Genomic DNA, 17,955 nt, shown 5'->3' with positions numbered 1-17,955 from the left:
GAACCAAACTAAAACTTTATTTATGGGAGAATGGTATGATAGCTTGGAATTGTTTCCTAAAGTTTACTGGAGCATAGCTTTAATTGGCTCTGTTGTTCTTGTTGTATTTTTATTGCTAACCTTAATTGGTGGAGATGCAGATGGTATTGAGGGCGATGTAGATGCAGAGGTAGAAGGTGATTCTGGTATAGACTTTCAATTTTTATCAATTAAAAACTTATCGGGATTTTTCGCCATTTTTGGGTGGACGGGTGTTGCTTGTATAGAAGCAGGTTTGCCTATATTCTTAACTATACTAATTTCTATTATTTGCGGTTTATTAATGATGGTGTCTATGGCGGCATTGTTTTATTATTTAAGTAAACTACAAAGTAGTGGTACACTACATTTAAAAAATGCGGTAAACCAAGTTGGTGAGGTATACCTAACTATAGGGGCAAACAGAAGCTTTATAGGTAAAGTAAGTATAACAGTGCAAGGATCTTTGCGCGAGCTAGAAGCGCTTACAGATGAAAACTTAGATCTTACACAGGGTAATGTGGTAAAGGTTAAGGAAATTACAGACAACGGAATATTAATTGTTAAACTATTAAATAAATAACCATATGATTTTTGTACCATTACAATTGGGCGGTAATGCTAGCTTAATAGCTATTGCTGTTGCTATTTTATTCTTTTTTATAATTATTATCTCATTTATACGTAGATACAAACGTTGTCCTTCAGATAGGATTTTAGTTGTCTATGGTAAAGTAGGTGGTGGTAATTCTGCGAAATGTATCCATGGTGGTGCGGCATTTATTTGGCCAGTAGTTCAAGATTATCAATTTTTAGATTTAACACCTATTTCTATAGAGGTAAACTTAGTAAATGCTTTAAGTAAGCAGAATATACGTGTTAATGTACCTTCTCGTTTTACTATTGGTATTTCTACAGAACCAGGTGTAATGCAAAATGCAGCTGAGCGTTTATTAGGATTAGGACAAAGTCAAATTCAAGATTTAGCACAGGAAATTATCTTTGGTCAATTACGTCTAGTAGTTGCTTCTATGGATATTGAAGAAATTAATAATGATAGAGATAAGTTTTTAACTAATATTTCTCAGAGTGTAGAAACAGAGTTAAAGAAAGTAGGTCTAAAGCTTATTAACGTAAACATTACGGATATTGTAGATGAGTCTGGTTATATAGAGGCTTTAGGTAAAGAAGCAGCTGCACATGCAATTAACGCAGCACGTAAATCGGTTGCAGAAAAAACGAGAGATGGTTCTATTGGTGAGGCTAATGCTTTACAAGATGAGCGTACGCAAGTAGCTGCAGCAAATGCACAGGCGGTAGAAGGAGAGAACATTGCTAAAATTAATGTAGCAAATTCAGATTCTTTACGTCGTCAAAGAGAGGCAGAGGCAGAGCGTACTGCAATTGCATCAGAAAAAGTACAAACTGCAAAAGCATTAGAGGAATCTTATGCAGCAGAACAATTAGCGGAATTGGCTAGAGCAGAGCGTGTGCGTAGCTCACAAATGGCAGATATTGTTGTTCCTGCAGAAATAGATAAGAAAAAAGTAGAGATAGATGCAGAGGCAGATGCTGAACGTACAAGACGTATTGCAAAAGGTGATGCAGATGCAATATTATTTAAGGCGCAAGCAGAAGCTCAGGGTATATTAGAGATTCTTACAAAACAAGCACAAGGTTTAGATCAGATTGTGAAAGCAGCAGGAGATAGTCCTAAAGATGCTGTGTTGCTATTGGTTGCAGATAAATTACCAGAATTGGTTAAAACGCAAGCAGAAGCTATTAAGAATATTAAGATTGATAAGGTGACCGTTTGGGATTCTGGAGCAAAAACTGCAGATGGTAAAGGTTCTACAGCAAACTTTATTTCTGGTATGTATAAATCTGTACCGCCATTACAGGAAATGTTTAATATGGCTGGTATGCAATTGCCAGAGTATTTAAAAGGAAAAGATGTAGAAGCTACTACGGTAGAAGAAGAGGCATCAAAAAAAGAAGATAACAAGTAAGTAAAACTTTTTACCGAATTAGATATGAAAATGAACCATTGGAGATAATCTAATGGTTCATTTTTTTATTTAAAAAACCTTTATTGGGATTTAATTACTAAATAGGCTATTTTTGACAACTGATTTAAAATAATCGTATGAGCGAAGTAAGACACAACTGGAGCAAGCAAGAAATTTTAGATATATATAATAAACCTTTAATGGATTTGCTGTATGAGGCAGCTACAATTCACAGACAAGAACACGATGCTAATACAGTACAGGTGTCTACCTTGTTATCTATAAAAACAGGTGGTTGTCCAGAAGATTGTGGATATTGTCCGCAAGCAGCACGTTACCATACTGGTGTAGAGGGTAATGACTTAATGTCTGTACAGCAAGTTAAGGCTCAGGCTTTACGAGCAAAGTCTTCTGGTAGTTCTAGAGTTTGTATGGGAGCTGCTTGGCGTAATGTTAAAGACGGACCAGAATTTGATCAAGTATTAGAGATGGTACGTACTATTAATAAGCTAGATATGGAGGTTTGTTGTACGTTAGGTATGATAACTGAAAACCAAGCACAAAGGTTAGCAGAGGCTGGTCTTTATGCTTACAATCATAACTTAGATACATCTGAAGATTACTATAAAGATGTAATTTCTACTCGTGCTTTTGAAGATAGATTAGATACTATTGAAAATGTGCGTAAAACGAACGTTACAGTTTGTAGTGGAGGTATTATTGGTATGGGAGAAGCGTTAGACGATAGAGCAGGTATGTTAGTAGCTTTATCTACTTTGGACCCACAACCAGAGTCAGTACCAATTAATGCATTGGTGGCGGTAGAAGGAACTCCTATGGAAGATATTGAGCCTATTTCTATTTGGGAAATGGTGCGTATGGTAGCTACTACACGTATAATTATGCCTAAAACGCAAGTAAGGTTATCTGCAGGGCGTACACAAATGAGTAGAGAAGGGCAGGCAATGTGTTTCTTTGCAGGTGCTAATTCTATTTTTGCAGGAGATAAATTATTAACAACACCAAATCCAGATGTTAACGAGGATATGGCTATGTTTAAAGAATTAGGATTAAATCCTCAGAAGCCATTTACAAAAGTTTCTCAGCCAAAGACGGTTGAAGCAGGGGATTCTGAATATCAAAATCTTGGCGAAAAACCAAAATGGACTAGACCAGGACATAAGATAGAGCGTAATGAAGTTGCTAAAGAGAAAGCAAAACTCGTAAAATAAATAAAGTACTATACTTTACTATTAGCCGTTACTCAGTTAAATTTTTAGAATTTATATTGAGTAGCGGTTTTTTAATTTTGACTAATTTTTAGGAGATTTTAAGAATTATTTAAATCCTATTTTTTACTTTTATCTATTATTTAATCTAGATTCTATTGCAGTTACAGGATATTCCAAGGGTAAAAACAATTACCAAAGAAGATTTTATAAAGCACTTTTTTAAACCCCAAAAACCAGTGGTTATTGAGTGTTTTATAGAAGAGTGGCCTGCATATTCTAAATGGAATTTAGAGTATATAAAATATGTTGCGGGTGATAAGGTTGTGCCTTTGTATGATGATAGACCAGTAGATTACAAGGATGGTTTTAATGAGCCGCATGCAAAAATGAGAATGGCAGATTATATAGATTTGCTAAAAAAGGAGCCTACTAAATTTAGAATCTTTTTGTGGAACATATTAAAAGAAGTTCCTGTATTGCAAAAAGACTTTACGTATCCGGATTTTGGTTTGAGATTAATGAAAAGTTTGCCAATGCTTTTTTTTGGAGGAAAAGAATCGCATACTTTTATGCATTATGATATTGATTTGGCTAATATTTTTCATTTTCATTTTGAAGGAGAAAAACAGGTTATTCTTTTTAATCAGTCACAAAACAAGTATTTATACAAGGTTCCACATTCTTTAATAACCCACGAAAGTATAGATTTTTCTAATCCAGATTATACTAAATGGCCAGCGTTAAAAAGCGCTAAAGGTTATAAAACAAGTTTAAACCACGGAGAAGTATTGTATATGCCAGAGGGTTATTGGCATTATATGAAATACATAACACCTGGTTTTTCTATGAGTTTACGAGCAATAGCGCGTAATCCTAAAAATGTAGCAAAAGCAATTTATAATGTTTTTATAATGCGTAATTATGATAATCTAATGCGTAGAATTAAAGGGCAAAAATGGATTGATAGTAAAAATAATAAAGCTATTACTGTTACAAATAAGTCTTTAAAATAGTAGTTGTTTAGCTTTTGGTAGATAATTCTTTTGCTTTCTCGTATACTAAGTGACTTTCCCATCCTCTATATAGTAGGTAATCTGCTATTTTTTTTTGTTTTTTAAAAGGGTTTGTTTCTTTTACTGCATTTGCTCTTTTAAGTGCAAGTTCATCTAGTGTTGTAAGGTATTCGTTATCGTCTATCTCTTTTAAAGCAGTTTTAATGTTGTAGATAGATATATTTCTAAACTTAAGCTCGTTTACAATTCTAATTTTCCCCCATTTTTTAATATTAAATTTTCCACGAGCAAAACTTTGCGCAAAACGTTCTTCGTTTAGGTAGTTCTCTTTTATTAAATGTGTAATTACAAGATCTCGGGCATCAGAAATCATACCCATATCTTTTAGTTTTTGGGTAACTTCTTTGTGGCAACGCTCTTGATAAGCGCAGTATTGTTCTAATTTTTTAGTAGCTTCTGTAATAGTATAAGATGGTTGTAAGCTCATATTACAAATGTACGTAAACAAAAAAAGCGACCACATTGCTGAGGTCGCTTTTATTTTTTTATATATGTCTTTTGGTTTCTGTAAAGACATATATAACAAACCGTTTTTTTAAGTAAAGGTATATTTTAATATATGGTTTTACCTTCTTTGTTTTTAAAGCGGTATTCTAGATACGTATAAGAGTCTCTAGATTGTACTTTAACCCATTTTTTATATTCCATAAACCACTTGAAACGAATGGATTGTAATCCTTTTGTAAGATATGCAGCAATAAACGGATGTATGTGTAGAATAACATCGTTATCTTTTGCGGGTCCACTTAGTAGTTTTTCTAAGTCAGATTTAATCTTATCTATTAAAACTATTGGAGCTTCTACCTCTGCGCCGTTTAGGCCGTTAGGATTTTTCTCCATTGTTTTAATATTTCTTTCGGGTCTTACTCTTTGTCTTGTGATTTGAATAAGGCCAAATTTGCTCGGCGGCAAAATTTTGTGCTTAGCTCTGTCATCTTTCATCTCATCGCGTAGATGTTCAAAAAGTTTTTTTCTATGATCTGGCTTCCCCATATCTATAAAATCTACTACAATAATACCTCCCATATCACGTAAGCGCAATTGTCGGGCTATTTCTGTGGCAGAAATCATATTTACTTCTAATGCTGTGTCTTCTTGGTTTTTGGCCTTGTTAGATCTGTTACCGCTGTTTACATCTATAACGTGTAGGGCTTCAGTATGTTCTATAATTAAATAGGCGCCTTTACTCATAGAGGCTGTTCTACCAAAAGAAGTTTTAATTTGTCTTTCTATTCCAAATTTTTCAAAAATTGGCACAGAAGACTCATATAATTTTACAATAGATTCTTTCTTCGGTGCAATTTCTTGCACATAATCTTTAATTTCATTGTAAAGCGTTGTATCATCAACATGTATTCCTGTAAAGGTGTCGTTAAATACGTCTCTAAGTATAGATGAAGCTCTATTTAGCTCTACTAATACTTTAGATGGGTGAGGTGCTTTATACAATTTCTTGCACATTACTGTCCATTTGGTCAGTAAGTTTTCTAGATCTTTATCTAGCTCTGCAACTTTTTTGCCTTCGGCAACGGTTCTTATAATAACACCAAAACCTTTAGGTTTTATGCTTCTTACAAGTCTTTTTAACCTTTCTTTTTCTTCTTTACTTTCTATTTTTTGAGAAACAGAAACTCGATCAGAAAAAGGTACCATAACCACATATCGCCCAGCTAATGATAGCTCAGAGCTTATTCTTGGTCCTTTGGTAGAGATAGGTTCTTTTACAATTTGTACTAATAATGATTGATTAGATTTAATAGCATCATTAATGCTACCGTCTTTATCAATATCTTTTTCAAAAGGAAAGTCTTTTAAAGAAAAATCTTTTAATTTTCCTGTGCTTGCTCCTTTTACGAATTTCAACATAGAAGAGAGCTGCGGACCCAGGTCATGATAATGCAAAAATGCATCTTTTTCATAACCAACGTCTACAAATGCAGCGTTTAGACCAGTAACAGGTTTTCTAACTTTAGCAATAAATATATCGCCAACAGAAAAATTGTTATTGTCCTCTTCTTTGTGAAGTTCTATTAGTTTTCCGTCCTTAGTTAAGGCAAAATCGACAGCGTTAGAACCAGATCTTACGATTAATTCTTTATTCACCTGAATCAATTTTTATCTATCTCAACTTATAAATAAGAGAGATAAATGGATTAAACAATAGTTGTGCGGGTAAAAATTACCCGCTGAAATTCTTTCGTTAAGAATCTCTATGTCAATGAACGTTTTTTAAAACGAAAAAGTAGTTGTTAACAACTACTTTTTCTTGTGTCGGTTAGCTCTTCTACGCTTCTTGCGCTTATGGGTAGCTACCTTATGTCTCTTTCTTTTCTTACCACTAGGCATAAAATCTACTTTTTAATTAATATTAATATTTTATTTTACTTGTACGTTGCTCTTAACGCCTTCTACAAAGACCTTTGCAGGCTTAAATGCAGGGATGTTATGAGCTGGTATTTTTATGGTAGTATTTTTAGAAATATTTCTACCAGTCTTTTCTGCTCTTGTTTTAATAATAAAACTACCAAAACCTCTAAGGTAAACATTATCTCCATTTTCTAATGAAGTTTTAACCTCTTCCATAAAAGTTTCAACAGTAGCCTGTACATCTCCTTTTTCAATCCCCAGTTTATCTGAGATTTTCGATACGATATCTGCTTTCGTCATTGTCAGTATATATTATGTCCTTGTTTTTTCGGGTTGCAAATATATAAATTAAATTTATTCTTTTACGTTAATAGACTTAATTTTAAGTATATAAACCTGTACTTTTGTTTATTATTATTTATTTGATGACTTTTTCCCAAAAAATACTAGATTGGTATGCCTTAAATAAACGCTCTTTGCCGTGGAGAAACACTGTGAATCCCTATAAAATATGGCTTTCAGAAATTATGCTCCAACAAACAAGAGTTGCTCAAGGTACGTCTTATTATTTAAGTTTTGAAAAACATTTTCCTACTATTTTTGATCTAGCTAATGCTTCAGAAGAGAAAGTTTTAAAATTATGGCAAGGTTTAGGGTATTATTCCCGCGCTAGAAATCTTCATTTTACCGCAAAGCATATAGTAACTAATTTAAATGGGGAGTTTCCTAATACATATAAAGAACTTGTTAAATTGAAAGGAGTGGGCGATTATACTGCTAGTGCAATTGCATCTATCTCTTTTAATGAGCAGCAAGCAGTGGTAGATGGTAATGTGTATAGAGTTTTGGCTAGGTATTACGGTGTAGATCTACCTATTAATAGCGCAGAAGGTATAAAGTACTTTAAAACTTTAGCAACAGAAGTAATGCATTCTTCAGATATAAGAGATTATAATCAAGGTATTATGGAGTTTGGTGCTCTGCAATGTGCTCCAAAAAATCCGGATTGTACTATTTGTCCTTTAAATGATAGCTGTGTAGCCTTGCAAAAGAATTTAGTAGGCAAACTGCCTGTTAAATTAAAAAAGATAAAAGTAAAGAAACGTAATTTTAATTACTTGGTTGTTGTAGATGGTAATGGTAATACTTTGTTACAACAAAGAACAGGAAAAGGAATATGGCAAAATTTATATCAGTTTCCTTTGTTAGAGGAGGAGGCAGATGCTAAAACGATTTACGACCTATATAATAAGGTGTTGCCAACCGTAAAAGCAAAAGATATACGCTTATTTAATAAGGATGCTATTGTACATAAATTATCGCATCAGCATTTATTTACTCATTTTTGGATACTTAAAGTTGATGAAGTTCTTGAAGATGGAATAGCTTTTTCTGACTTAGAAAAATATCCTGTGCCTGTTTTAATTGCAGACTTCATAAAAACGTTTTAAATTTTTGTATTTTTGATTTTAAGATAACAAAATTATGAGTGGTACGTTAAACAAGGTAATGCTAATTGGGCATTTAGGAGATGCAGTAAAAATGCACTATTTTGAAGGTGGAAATTGTATTGGGAGGTTTCCTATTGCAACTAATGAAAGCTATACAAACAAGCAAACAGGTGAACGAGTTACTAATACAGATTGGCATAATGTTGTAGTGCGTAATAAGGCAGCAGAAATATGCGAAAAGTATTTAAGTAAAGGCGATAAAATATATGTAGAAGGTAGGTTAAAAAACCGTCAATGGCAGGCAGAAGATGGCACTACGCGTTATGCAACAGAGGTGCATGTTCAAGATTTTACTTTTTTGTCTACAAAACAAGAAAGTATGACAAATGCGCAGAACAATCCTGCTCAACCAGCACAGCAGCAGCAGTCGCCACAACAAAATGCTACTACTCAAAATACAGCTCCTAGTGAGCCAGAACAAGAAGACGATTTACCATTTTAATACAACTAAAATTTAATTATTGGACCCAGACCCCATTATTTTACTGCTAAATACAATTGTTTTTGATGGCGCATTAATTACAAAATTTATTGTGCTTATTGTACTATTGTTCTTATCTGCTTTAATTTCAGGAGCAGAAGTGGCCTTTTTTGGCCTATCTGCAACAGATGTAAACAGTATAGGAGAAGAAAAAACAGCAAAAGGAGAATCTGTTTTAAAGTTATTACAAAAACCTAAAAAATTATTAGCAACTATACTTATTGCAAACAATGCAATTAATATTGGTATTGTGCTATTATTTAGTTCAATTGGGGATGTTGTTTTTTCTGATATTACATATCAAATTTTTGATATAATATCTGTTCGTTTTTTATTAGAAGTAATATTAGCCACTTTTTTAATCTTAATGTTTGGTGAAATTATGCCTAAGATTTATGCAAACAGAAATAATGTTCAGTTTGCTTATTTTATGGCGTATCCATTACGCTTTTTAGATGTTGTTTTTACGCCTTTAAGTGGGCCTATGCGTTCTGTAACATTGTATTTGCACGCTAAATTAGGTAAGCAAAAATCTAGCTTAAGTGTAGATCATTTATCCCAGGCTTTAGAAATGACATCTGAAGATGATACAACTAAAGAGGAGCAAAAAATATTACAGGGTATAGTATCTTTTGGTAATACGGATACAAAACAAGTAATGAGGCCAAGAATAGATATTTTTGCACTGGATGCTGAGTTAAAATTCTTAGAAGTTGTAACGGAGATAAAAGATAAAGGTTATTCTAGGATTCCTGTTTTTGAAGAAAATGTAGACAATGTTAAGGGTGTTCTTTATGTAAAAGATTTATTGCCGTACATAGATCGTAAAACATTTAATTGGGTAAGCTTGTTAAGGGAGCCTTATTTTGTGCCGGAAAATAAGAAGTTAGACGATTTGTTAAAGGAGTTTCAGGAAAAGAAAAACCATTTAGCCGTTGTTGTAGATGAGTATGGTGGTACTTCTGGTATAGTAACCTTAGAAGATATTATAGAAGAAATTGTAGGTGATATAAGTGATGAGTTTGATGATGAAGATTTAGTTTTTTCTAAGATTGATGATTTAACCTATGTTTTTGATGGTAAAACAACATTAAAAGAATTTTACCGTGTAGCTCGTATTACTGAAGACGAAGATGCTTTTGAGGAGCAAAAAGGAGAATCTGAAACTATAGCGGGTTTTGTTTTAGAGATTGCTGGTAGTTTTCCTAAGAGAGGAGAGAAGATTGTTTTTAAAAACTATCAGTTTATTGTAGAGAGTTTAGATAAAAAAAGATTAAAACAAATTAAAGTAATGCTGCCTAATGAAGCGTAAATATATTTTTTTAATATTAATTTTTAGTGCTTTGGTAATTAGTTGTAAAGAAGAAACTTTACCTAAGCCAAATGCTATGCTTAGGCTGGAGTATCCAGATACAACAGCGGTTGAGTTTGCAACGCCTAATTATTCTTTTAGTTATAGTAGTTTGGCTAAAATTGAAAACGAAAAAGGAGCTATTAAGGTTGCGTACCCCAGAATAAATGGATCTATATTTTTAAGTTATAAGCCTGTAGAGGATAATTTAAATCAGTTGTTGTCAGATGCTCAAAAGCTATCTTACGAGCACGCGGCAAAAGCAGATAATATAATAGAGCAGCCTTTTGTTAATGATACAGATAGTGTTTATGGTATGTTTTACGACGTAAAAGGAGATGCGGCTTCGCAATCGCAATTTTATGTTACAGATAGTACTAAGCACTTTTTAACAGGTTCACTTTATTTTGATGTTAAACCAAATTATGATTCTATTTTGCCAGCAGCGGTATATTTGCAAGAAGACATTAGAAAAATAATGGAAACATTACGTTGGAAAGAGTAGTGTTGTTATATAATGGAATAAATAAAAGGCCAATATCTAATAAGATATTGGCCTTTTATTTTTAAAGAAAGTTGTTATTCTCCTGCTTTCATATTTTCAACAGTATAGGTGTCTCCTGCAGCTGCCGATGTTACAGTGTTTGTTAAGTCTTCTGTAGTTACTGAATTTGTATCGTACTCTACAATAGCCAACTCTTTATCAAACGAAACTGTGGCAGATTTTACACCTTCCATTTTTGCTAGTTTCTTTTCTATTGTTGCTGCGCATCCTATTTGGCACGTCATTCCTTTAATTGTAAATTCAGCTTTGCTAAATTGAGCATTATCTGCAAATACTTTTGTTTTTTCTTTGGCAACCGTATTGTTTACAGTCACTACTTCTGGTTCTTGTTTGTTTTCTTTACAAGATGCAAATAATGTTAAGGAAGCAACAAGAAGTAAGCTAATGTTTTTTATAAGTTTCATACTAAATAGATGTTAGGTATGCTGCAAAAATACTAATTTTTAATTTTTTAGTTCTTAAAATTGAAGTAGTTAATCTAAATGAAATCATAAAAAAAAGTTGTCTAAATAACTTTGGACAGCTTTGTGGTTTGTGTTACTGAATATTTTTTGTAATTTTCTTTAGGATTAAAAGTAAATCTTAAAAGAGTATAGCTGTAAAATCTGGCTTAAGTGTAAAAAAAAATACAATGAAAAAATCAAGACCTAAAATATTAGTCTATTTTGAGATTATAGCTATGTTACTATTGTGTTATTTAAGTTATACTAAGATGATAGAGGAGTGGCAATTTTACTTTGTTGTAACAGGTTATATGATTATTGCTTATTTGCATTGGTTTTTAGTAGTATCTAAAAATAAAAAAGAACAAGAGGATTAAATATGCTTCTAGAAAGTGTTGCTATTCTGGGGTACTAAAAATAGTATAGTATTTTTTATTGTAATCTTTAAAAAAAATATAAAAGCTCCCTAAAAATTTAATTTTTAGGGAGCTTTTTTTTGTTCTTACTTTAATTCTAAACTATTTATTTAAAATCGGCATCAGATACACCTTCATTAGTTTTTATTTCTGTAACATTAAAATCGAACTTTTGTGGTCCCATTGTTTGTTTCCAAAGAAAAGGAAATTGTATGCCAGAAACCTCTTTATAGTCACTGTAGTTAATAGTGGCGTTACCTTGTGGGGTTGTAGTAATGTCAACTACTTTTAGTCCAGTTTTTACGTCGTAAGCTGCAGACTTTGTGTCGTTAAACTTAATAACATATGCTTTGGTTCCATCAAAATCTTCAATGCCTTTTAATGTAACTTCGCTATTTATGTAGTTAAGTTCAGGAAAAGGAGCAGATTCAGCTTTAATAGCAGTTATTTGTGCTTCTTGTAAGTCCATTTTGCGACCTTGAATTACCATAAAACCAGCATCGCCATCTAATACTTGTTTGCTCATAGAGTTACCCATCATACTAACATCTTGCATGAACTGATCTTTAGTAGTCTTTTTAATCTCTAAAAGCAATTCTTGGCCTTGTATTTCTGCTTTAGCTTTTATGTAGTAAGATGTAATGCTTTCTAATTTGTCTTTACCGCCAATAGCCTCGATATAGTTAGCTAATACTTTTTTAGCGTCTACACCTTCTGGAATAGCAACATCGTACTTAGGTTTTTCTGCTGGGTTCCCTTGTTTATCAAAATACTTAACAGGGACAGATTGACCTTTAAACGTAACTTTTTCTAGGTTGTCTAAAACATCACTTCCTTTACCTGTTACAACAATACGTGCGTTAGAAGATTTAAAATATTTTTTTGCTGCATTTTCTACATCTGCAACAGTAATAGCATTTATTTTTTCTAAATAAGTTTTGTAGTAGTCTTTAGGTAAGCCTTCAGTCTCTATGTTTAATGCGTAACCGGCCATAGTGCTAGGTTTTTCTAGAGCCATAATAAAGTTTCCAATGTAAGCGGCTTTAGCGTCACTCAATTCTTTCTCAGAAACTGGAGTAGTGGCTATTTTATCAATCTCTGATAATAATTCTACAACCGCACTATCTGTAACTGCATTACGTACACTTGCGTAAGCTCTAAATCTAGATAAAGAGTTTTTGTCGTTTCCAATACTAGAGTAGGCGCCATAGGTGTATGCTTTGTCTTCTCTTAAGTTTAAAAATAAACGAGCAGAACCACCGCCACCTAAAATACGGTTTGCCATTAAAGCAGGTAAGTAATCTGGATCACTTTTTTTAAGAGATACTAAATTTTCTACAGCAACTTCAGATTGTACTGCGTTTGGCATATCTACAAAGTTAATTTGTGTGTATTGTACATCTTTAGGTGTTGGTAAAGAGAAAGACGGTGGTGTTGCTTTTGTCCAGCTAACAAAGTTGTTTTTCACTAATTTTTTCACCTCTTTAAAATCTACATCACCAATAATAACCATATAAGAATTAGCAGGTACAAAGTAGTCACTGTAAAACTGCTGAACGTCTTTTAATGTAATGTTGTTAATTGTTTCTTTTGTAACTAACTCTCCGTAAGGGTGGTTTTTACCGTAAGCTAAAGCGCTTTGTACGTCTCTGGCAATACTAGCTACATTTTTTTCATCAGCTTTTAAGCTAGTCAGAATCTTTTCTTTTTCTTTGTCAAATTCTTCCTGTGTAAAATTAGGGTTAATTGCAGCATCTGCCATTAGCTCCATAATTCTAGGAAAGTATTTAGATAGTGAAGACGCAGAAGCGCTTTCAGATCCAAAAGACATTCTAGCTCCCATAAAATCTAATTCTTCATTAAAGTCGTCTTTAGAAATGGTTTTAGAGCCATTGCCTAAAAGACTAGAAACAAAAGAGCTTACGCCTGCTTTGTTACCTTCTGCAACAGGTGGGTTGTCTATAATTAGTTGTACAGAAACACGTGGTAATTTGTGGTTTTCTACAACTAAAACTTTCAATCCGTTTTTTAATTCAAAACGTTGTGGTTCAGATAAATTAATTTGTGGTAGTGGACCTGCCTCTGGCATTTTACTACGATCTACTTGTGCTTGTAGGTTAAAAGCAAGTAATGCTATAACCAGTAAAGAATATATTTTTTTCATTTTATTAGTTTTCAGGTTTTGCAACAGGTAAGTACTCTAATTCTACGCGTTGGTTAGGCTTAAGGTATTTGTTGGCAATAGCTTTAATATCTTCTCTAGTTATAGATCTGTAGATATTTATTTCTGTGTTTATTAAATCTGTATTACCATATAACATATAGTACCTAGCTAGCGAGTTAGCAATACCTTCTACGCCACTATTTGAGTTAACAAAATTATTCTCAAAATTATTTTGTAGCTTTTGGTAATCTTTTTCAGAAATTAATTCTGTTTGTAATTTTGCAATTTCTTTATCAAATTCAACAATTAAATCGTTTAAAGATGTTTCTCCTAAAGGTAAAGCTCCAATAATATAAGATCCATAATCTTCCTGAGAATTATTAAAAGCAAAAACCTGTAGCGCCATTTTTTTATCGTCTACTAAACTTTTGTATAGCTTAGAACTTTTTCCGCTAGTTAAGTAAGTAGATATCATATCTAAAATGTAAGCATCCTTTTCTGTATTAGCAGGTGTTCTATATGCTGTAAAAATAGCAGGTATTTGTATGTTAGGATCGTTATAACTTGCTTTAATGGTCTGCGTAATAGGCTCTTCTTGATATTTGTTTCTTTTGATTTCTTTTCCTTTAGGAATAGGACCAAAATAATCTTGAATCATTTTTTTAGTACTATTAACTTCAAAATCTCCAGCAACTACTAATACAGCGTTATTTGGTACGTAGTAAATTTTGTTAAATGCCTGAAAATCTTCTAAAGTAGCGTTAGCTAAATGTTCTAAAGATCCAATTGTTTGCCATTTGTAAGGGTGATTCTTAAATAGATTGATGCCTATTTGCTCTTGAAATTTACCGTAAGGTGAGTTATCTACACGCATACGTTTTTCTTCTTGCACCACTTCTTTTTGTGTGTCTACACCTATTTGGTTAATAATAGGGTGCATTAGCCTTTCTGACTCTAACCATAAACCTAATTCTAGTTTGTTAGAAGGGAAAACCTCGTAGTAATACGTGCGGTCTTGTGTTGTGTTTGCGTTGTTGGTACCTCCGTTAGATGCAACAATCTCGAACCATTTGCCTCGCTCTATGTTTTTAGTTCCTTCAAAAAGTAAATGTTCAAAAAAGTGAGCAAATCCTGTTTTGTCTGGGTTTTCATCTTTTGCGCCTACGTGGTACATAACAGATGTTGTAACAATTGGTGCAGTATTGTCTTGATGCAAGATAACGTGCATACCGTTATCAAGATCGTACTCTTCGTAAGCAACCTGCTGTGCTTGCATTGTTAATGCGGCACAAAAAAAGGAAGCCGATAGAAATAAGTTTCTTTTCATTTTTAATAGTGTTTTATTTAGTTAACTTATAAGTGTAAAAATACTTTTTTTGTTACATAATATTTTGATAAATTTTAAAATAGTTAAGAAAAATCCTTCTTTATCGGGTGTTTTGGCTCTCTTTTTTGCATTTATGGTTAGGAATTAAATTGAAAAAAAGGGTCTGTATTATATTGATAAAAAAGACCTTACTTTTTTTTAGAAGAATAGCTTGTATGTTAAGGAATTAGCAGTATATTTGCATCCGCTTATTTAGGTAGGCAAGTTCTTTAAAATTAAACATAATTAATTAATACACAAGCTATGTATGCAATTGTAGAGATAGCAGGGCAGCAATTTAAAGTTGCGAAAGATCAAAAAGTGTATGTTCACCGTTTGCAAACGGAAGAAGGTCAAAAGGTAACTTTTGATAACGTTCTTTTGTTAGAAGATGGTAAGAACATTACTATTGGCGCCCCAGCTATAGACGGAGCCGCTGTTGAGGCGAAAGTCGTGAAGCACCTTAAAGGTGACAAAGTTATTGTCTTTAAAAAGAAAAGACGTAAAGGGTATAAAGTGAAAAATGGTCACCGTCAGTATTTAACGGAGATTGTTATTGAAAACATTTTATCCTCAGGAGCAAAGAAATCTGCTCCAAAAAAAGAAGCTGCTCCTAAAGCAGAAGCTAAGAAAGCTGCACCAAAGAAATCTGCAAAAGCAGATGATTTGAAAAAGGTTGAAGGAATTGGACCTAAAATTGCAGAAACTTTAGCTGCGGCAGGAATATCAACTTTCGCTGAATTAGCAAAAGCTGATGCTTCAAAAATTTCTGAAATCATCGCTGACGTTCGTGGTAACCACGTAACTGATACATGGCCAGCACAAGCTAAATTAGCTGCTGAAGGTAAATGGGATGAGTTAAAGAAATGGCAAGATGAATTAGACGGTGGTAAAGCATAATTGTTAACCATTTAAGTATAACAAAATAAAACCTAAAAATTATGGCACATAAGAAAGGTGTTGGTAGTTCGAAAAACGGTAGAGAGTCAGAATCGAAACGTTTAGGAGTTAAAATTTTTGGTGGACAAGCAGCTATCGCAGGAAACATATTAGTAAGACAGCGTGGTACTAGACATAATCCAGGAGATAATGTTTATGCTGGTAAAGACCATACATTACACGCCAAAGTAGATGGCGTTGTAAAATTCCAGAAGAAAGCAGGAGGGAAATCTTTTGTATCTGTAGAGCCTTTTGAGGCTTAAGAATTTTGCTTAAAATTTATAATTAGCTCTTCCTTTTTAAAGGAAGGGCTTTTTGTGTTTAAAATCTTTACTATAACATAACAACTTCTTAATTACTGAAACAAGTTTAGAAATTATCTTTCAGGTTTGTTTTGGATGTTATGGTGTTAAGGTTTTTATTTCTTTTTCTTGTTTTACTTTATTCTGCGAAAGTAAATTCTCAACTGTTAACGGATGAGTTAGCTAGGTTAAATAATTTAGGAGCTGTTTTTGATGATTTAAATAATGATTTAAAGCAAGCTAAAAAAACAAAGAGCATTAGCCAAACTACAATGGCTCATTACAATCTTGCTATTTTCTGTAGTAATCATAGAGTATATACAGAGGCTCTTCATCAATACAACAATACTATAAATTTATTAGAAGAAAAGAAGAATGATACTTTGTATGCTAAAGTGTTAAATCAAGTTGGTTCTATTCATTTAGAACTAAGAAATTATAATTATGCTAAGGATTACTTTATAAGGTCTGAGAAAGCAGCGGAATTAATTAGAGATTCTGTGTTATTGGCTCTGGCTACTAGTAATTTAGGAAGTTGTTTTGAGAAGCAAAAGAAGTATAAAGAAGCGTTAGAATATCAAAACAAAAGCTTACAGATATTTTACAAATTAAATAATGATAGTGGTTTAGCAATTGTTAACGAAAGCATTGGTAGTATTTATGAGGATTTAGAAAACTATAAGCTTGCAGAGTTGTATTTTAAAAAAGCTTTAAAATATAATAAAAATGAAAAAAATTCTAGACTAGCTAGTATTTATAATAATTTAGGTGATACTTATAGAAAAACGAACAGATTAAATATAGGATTAGACTATACTAACAAAGCTTTAAGTACTGCTGTAGAAATTAAAAACACATTAGAAGTTGCTAGTGCTTATAAGGATATATCTAAGAGCTATAACTTAATAGGAGATTACAAAAATGCTTATACTTTTTTACAATCTTTTTTAAAGGTAGACACAGAAAATAAAAGACTTCAGAGTGCTAACCAGTCTAATGCATTGCAGCATATTTATAATTCAAAAGAAAAAGAATCTCAAATTCAGTATCTACTTCAGTTAAATAAGGCTAATAAATCGCAAAAACTAGTTTTGGTTGTGTTAGTTTTTATGGTAGTTGTTTTTGGTGTTGTGTGGTATTTGTACACTTTAAAAAAACGAAGGCATATTAGTAAAGAGTTAGATTTTAAGCAACGGATATTAAAAATTGAATTAGATAAAAAGCAGGCAGAGGAGAAAAATCTACAGAAACAGTTACATATAAAAACAGCTTCTTTGTCTAGATATAGTTTGCATTTATCTCAAAAGAATAAAATGTTATCTAATTTGTCACTTACATTAAAAAATAGTTTGCAACGCAATAATGTGGATCTAAAAAGAAAGCTTACCGAACTAATAAAAGAGATAGATTTTAATTTGGCGCAAGAAAAAGAATGGGATGAGTTTATGGCTTTTTTTAAAGAGATACACCCAAACTTTATAAATAAAATATCTAATGCAGTCACAAGTAAATTGTCTCCGGCAGAATTAAGATTATGTATTTTACTTAAATTAAATCTTTCATCAAAAGAAATTGCTTCTATTTTAAGACTTACACCAGATAGTGTTAGGGTTGCAAGGTATAGGTTAAGGAAAAAATTACCTATAGATTCTAAAGAAGAATTATCTCTTTATTTAATGTCTTTTTAGTGTTAAAAATGTACTGTTTAATGTTTTTGT

18 protein-coding genes are annotated in these 17,955 nt (G+C 32.5%); 12 read left to right on the top strand and 6 right to left on the bottom strand.

The window, feature by feature from the left end; genetic code table 11:
• The first annotated feature begins 22 nt into the window (after nucleotides 1-22).
• The 4 genes from BT107_RS14330 (at nucleotide 23) to BT107_RS14315 (ending at nucleotide 4,272) form a co-directional block, all read left to right on the top strand.
• Nucleotides 23-601, top strand: coding sequence for a hypothetical protein (locus BT107_RS14330; protein ID WP_072304511.1), 579 nt, complete (start codon nucleotides 23-25; stop codon nucleotides 599-601).
• Nucleotides 602-605: 4 nt separating this feature from the next.
• The gene (locus BT107_RS14325; protein ID WP_072304510.1) at nucleotides 606-2,027 is read left to right on the top strand and encodes a flotillin family protein; all 1,422 of its coding nucleotides are present in this window, start codon (nucleotides 606-608) and stop codon (nucleotides 2,025-2,027) included.
• 137 nt (nucleotides 2,028-2,164) lie between these two features.
• Nucleotides 2,165-3,259, top strand: coding sequence for a biotin synthase BioB (gene bioB / locus BT107_RS14320; RefSeq protein WP_072304509.1), 1,095 nt, complete (start codon nucleotides 2,165-2,167; stop codon nucleotides 3,257-3,259).
• Between the two features lie 149 nt (nucleotides 3,260-3,408).
• Nucleotides 3,409-4,272: a cupin-like domain-containing protein gene (locus BT107_RS14315; protein ID WP_072304508.1), complete on the top strand. Its 864-nt coding sequence runs from the start codon at nucleotides 3,409-3,411 to the stop codon at nucleotides 4,270-4,272.
• Nucleotides 4,273-4,279: 7 nt separating this feature from the next.
• On the opposite strand, the gene BT107_RS14310 is transcribed toward BT107_RS14315, so the two are convergent.
• From BT107_RS14310 to BT107_RS14300, 3 genes are all read right to left on the bottom strand, one after another.
• A complete protein-coding gene (locus BT107_RS14310; protein WP_084639245.1) occupies nucleotides 4,280-4,795 on the bottom strand; it encodes a regulatory protein RecX in 516 nt (171 codons plus the stop codon).
• Between the two features lie 89 nt (nucleotides 4,796-4,884).
• A complete protein-coding gene (locus BT107_RS14305; protein WP_072304507.1) occupies nucleotides 4,885-6,435 on the bottom strand; it encodes an Rne/Rng family ribonuclease in 1,551 nt (516 codons plus the stop codon).
• 273 nt (nucleotides 6,436-6,708) lie between these two features.
• Complete coding sequence (locus BT107_RS14300) at nucleotides 6,709-6,999, bottom strand: HU family DNA-binding protein (RefSeq protein ID WP_013620605.1); 291 nt, start codon at nucleotides 6,997-6,999, stop codon at nucleotides 6,709-6,711.
• A gap of 125 nt (nucleotides 7,000-7,124) precedes the next feature.
• On the opposite strand from BT107_RS14300, the gene mutY reads away from it, so the two are divergent.
• From mutY to gldD, 4 genes are read left to right on the top strand one after another with little or no spacing between them, the layout of a single operon-like run.
• Complete coding sequence (gene mutY / locus BT107_RS14295) at nucleotides 7,125-8,150, top strand: A/G-specific adenine glycosylase (RefSeq protein ID WP_072304506.1); 1,026 nt, start codon at nucleotides 7,125-7,127, stop codon at nucleotides 8,148-8,150.
• 34 nt (nucleotides 8,151-8,184) lie between these two features.
• The gene (locus BT107_RS14290; protein WP_072304505.1) at nucleotides 8,185-8,652 is read left to right on the top strand and encodes a single-stranded DNA-binding protein; all 468 of its coding nucleotides are present in this window, start codon (nucleotides 8,185-8,187) and stop codon (nucleotides 8,650-8,652) included.
• A 19-nt stretch (nucleotides 8,653-8,671) separates the two neighbouring features.
• Entirely contained in the window at nucleotides 8,672-10,003 is a 1,332-nt protein-coding gene (locus BT107_RS14285; protein WP_072304504.1) for a gliding motility-associated protein GldE, read from the top strand.
• On the top strand, nucleotides 9,993-10,547 hold the full coding sequence (gene gldD / locus BT107_RS14280; protein ID WP_072304503.1) for a gliding motility lipoprotein GldD: 555 nt from the start codon (nucleotides 9,993-9,995) through the stop codon (nucleotides 10,545-10,547). The genes BT107_RS14285 and gldD overlap by 11 nt, the downstream gene beginning before the upstream one ends.
• Nucleotides 10,548-10,621: 74 nt before the next feature.
• Here gldD and BT107_RS14275 read toward each other — a convergent pair whose 3' ends face one another.
• Nucleotides 10,622-11,011 (bottom strand): heavy-metal-associated domain-containing protein, encoded by a 390-nt coding sequence (locus tag BT107_RS14275; RefSeq protein ID WP_072304502.1) that lies wholly within the window; start codon nucleotides 11,009-11,011, stop codon nucleotides 10,622-10,624.
• Nucleotides 11,012-11,238: 227 nt separating this feature from the next.
• Here BT107_RS14275 and BT107_RS17430 point away from each other — a divergent pair, with 227 nt between their 5' ends.
• Nucleotides 11,239-11,427, top strand: coding sequence for a hypothetical protein (locus BT107_RS17430; protein WP_139254329.1), 189 nt, complete (start codon nucleotides 11,239-11,241; stop codon nucleotides 11,425-11,427).
• 145 nt (nucleotides 11,428-11,572) lie between these two features.
• Here BT107_RS17430 and BT107_RS14270 read toward each other — a convergent pair whose 3' ends face one another.
• The gene (locus BT107_RS14270) at nucleotides 11,573-13,630 is read right to left on the bottom strand and encodes a M16 family metallopeptidase (RefSeq protein WP_072304501.1); all 2,058 of its coding nucleotides are present in this window, start codon (nucleotides 13,628-13,630) and stop codon (nucleotides 11,573-11,575) included.
• Between the two features lie 4 nt (nucleotides 13,631-13,634).
• Nucleotides 13,635-14,957 (bottom strand): M16 family metallopeptidase, encoded by a 1,323-nt coding sequence (locus tag BT107_RS14265; RefSeq protein ID WP_072304500.1) that lies wholly within the window; start codon nucleotides 14,955-14,957, stop codon nucleotides 13,635-13,637.
• A gap of 303 nt (nucleotides 14,958-15,260) precedes the next feature.
• Here BT107_RS14265 and rplU point away from each other — a divergent pair, with 303 nt between their 5' ends.
• From rplU to BT107_RS14250, 3 genes are all read left to right on the top strand, one after another.
• Nucleotides 15,261-15,896, top strand: coding sequence for a 50S ribosomal protein L21 (gene rplU / locus BT107_RS14260; RefSeq protein WP_072304498.1), 636 nt, complete (start codon nucleotides 15,261-15,263; stop codon nucleotides 15,894-15,896).
• Nucleotides 15,897-15,937: 41 nt separating this feature from the next.
• Nucleotides 15,938-16,198: a 50S ribosomal protein L27 gene (rpmA, locus tag BT107_RS14255; RefSeq protein ID WP_072304497.1), complete on the top strand. Its 261-nt coding sequence runs from the start codon at nucleotides 15,938-15,940 to the stop codon at nucleotides 16,196-16,198.
• A gap of 140 nt (nucleotides 16,199-16,338) precedes the next feature.
• Nucleotides 16,339-17,925, top strand: coding sequence for a tetratricopeptide repeat protein (locus BT107_RS14250; RefSeq protein ID WP_072304496.1), 1,587 nt, complete (start codon nucleotides 16,339-16,341; stop codon nucleotides 17,923-17,925).
• The last annotated feature ends 30 nt before the right edge of the window (nucleotides 17,926-17,955 follow it).

It is taken from the genome of Cellulophaga fucicola (assembly GCF_900119145.1).
In the GTDB taxonomy this organism is placed as follows: domain Bacteria; phylum Bacteroidota; class Bacteroidia; order Flavobacteriales; family Flavobacteriaceae; genus Cellulophaga; species Cellulophaga fucicola.
Note: the sequence above shows the minus strand (reverse complement) of the source record. Positions and strands in the feature narration are given on the sequence as shown.

Excerpts from the sequence above, each read along its gene's own strand:
- BT107_RS14330 (WP_072304511.1), top strand. The coding sequence starts at position 23 with ATGGGAGAATGGTATGATAGCTTGGAATTGTTTCCTAAAGTTTACTGG.
- BT107_RS14325 (WP_072304510.1), top strand. The coding sequence starts at position 606 with ATGATTTTTGTACCATTACAATTGGGCGGTAATGCTAGCTTAATAGCT.
- bioB (WP_072304509.1), top strand. The coding sequence starts at position 2,165 with ATGAGCGAAGTAAGACACAACTGGAGCAAGCAAGAAATTTTAGATATA.
- BT107_RS14310 (WP_084639245.1), bottom strand. The coding sequence starts at position 4,795 with ATGTGGTCGCTTTTTTTGTTTACGTACATTTGTAATATGAGCTTACAA.
- BT107_RS14300 (WP_013620605.1), bottom strand. The coding sequence starts at position 6,999 with ATGACGAAAGCAGATATCGTATCGAAAATCTCAGATAAACTGGGGATT.
- mutY (WP_072304506.1), top strand. The coding sequence starts at position 7,125 with ATGACTTTTTCCCAAAAAATACTAGATTGGTATGCCTTAAATAAACGC.
- BT107_RS14290 (WP_072304505.1), top strand. The coding sequence starts at position 8,185 with ATGAGTGGTACGTTAAACAAGGTAATGCTAATTGGGCATTTAGGAGAT.
- gldD (WP_072304503.1), top strand. The coding sequence starts at position 9,993 with ATGAAGCGTAAATATATTTTTTTAATATTAATTTTTAGTGCTTTGGTA.
- BT107_RS14275 (WP_072304502.1), bottom strand. The coding sequence starts at position 11,011 with ATGAAACTTATAAAAAACATTAGCTTACTTCTTGTTGCTTCCTTAACA.
- BT107_RS17430 (WP_139254329.1), top strand. The coding sequence starts at position 11,239 with ATGAAAAAATCAAGACCTAAAATATTAGTCTATTTTGAGATTATAGCT.
- BT107_RS14270 (WP_072304501.1), bottom strand. The coding sequence starts at position 13,630 with ATGAAAAAAATATATTCTTTACTGGTTATAGCATTACTTGCTTTTAAC.
- BT107_RS14265 (WP_072304500.1), bottom strand. The coding sequence starts at position 14,957 with ATGAAAAGAAACTTATTTCTATCGGCTTCCTTTTTTTGTGCCGCATTA.
- rplU (WP_072304498.1), top strand. The coding sequence starts at position 15,261 with ATGTATGCAATTGTAGAGATAGCAGGGCAGCAATTTAAAGTTGCGAAA.
- rpmA (WP_072304497.1), top strand. The coding sequence starts at position 15,938 with ATGGCACATAAGAAAGGTGTTGGTAGTTCGAAAAACGGTAGAGAGTCA.
- BT107_RS14250 (WP_072304496.1), top strand. The coding sequence starts at position 16,339 with ATGGTGTTAAGGTTTTTATTTCTTTTTCTTGTTTTACTTTATTCTGCG.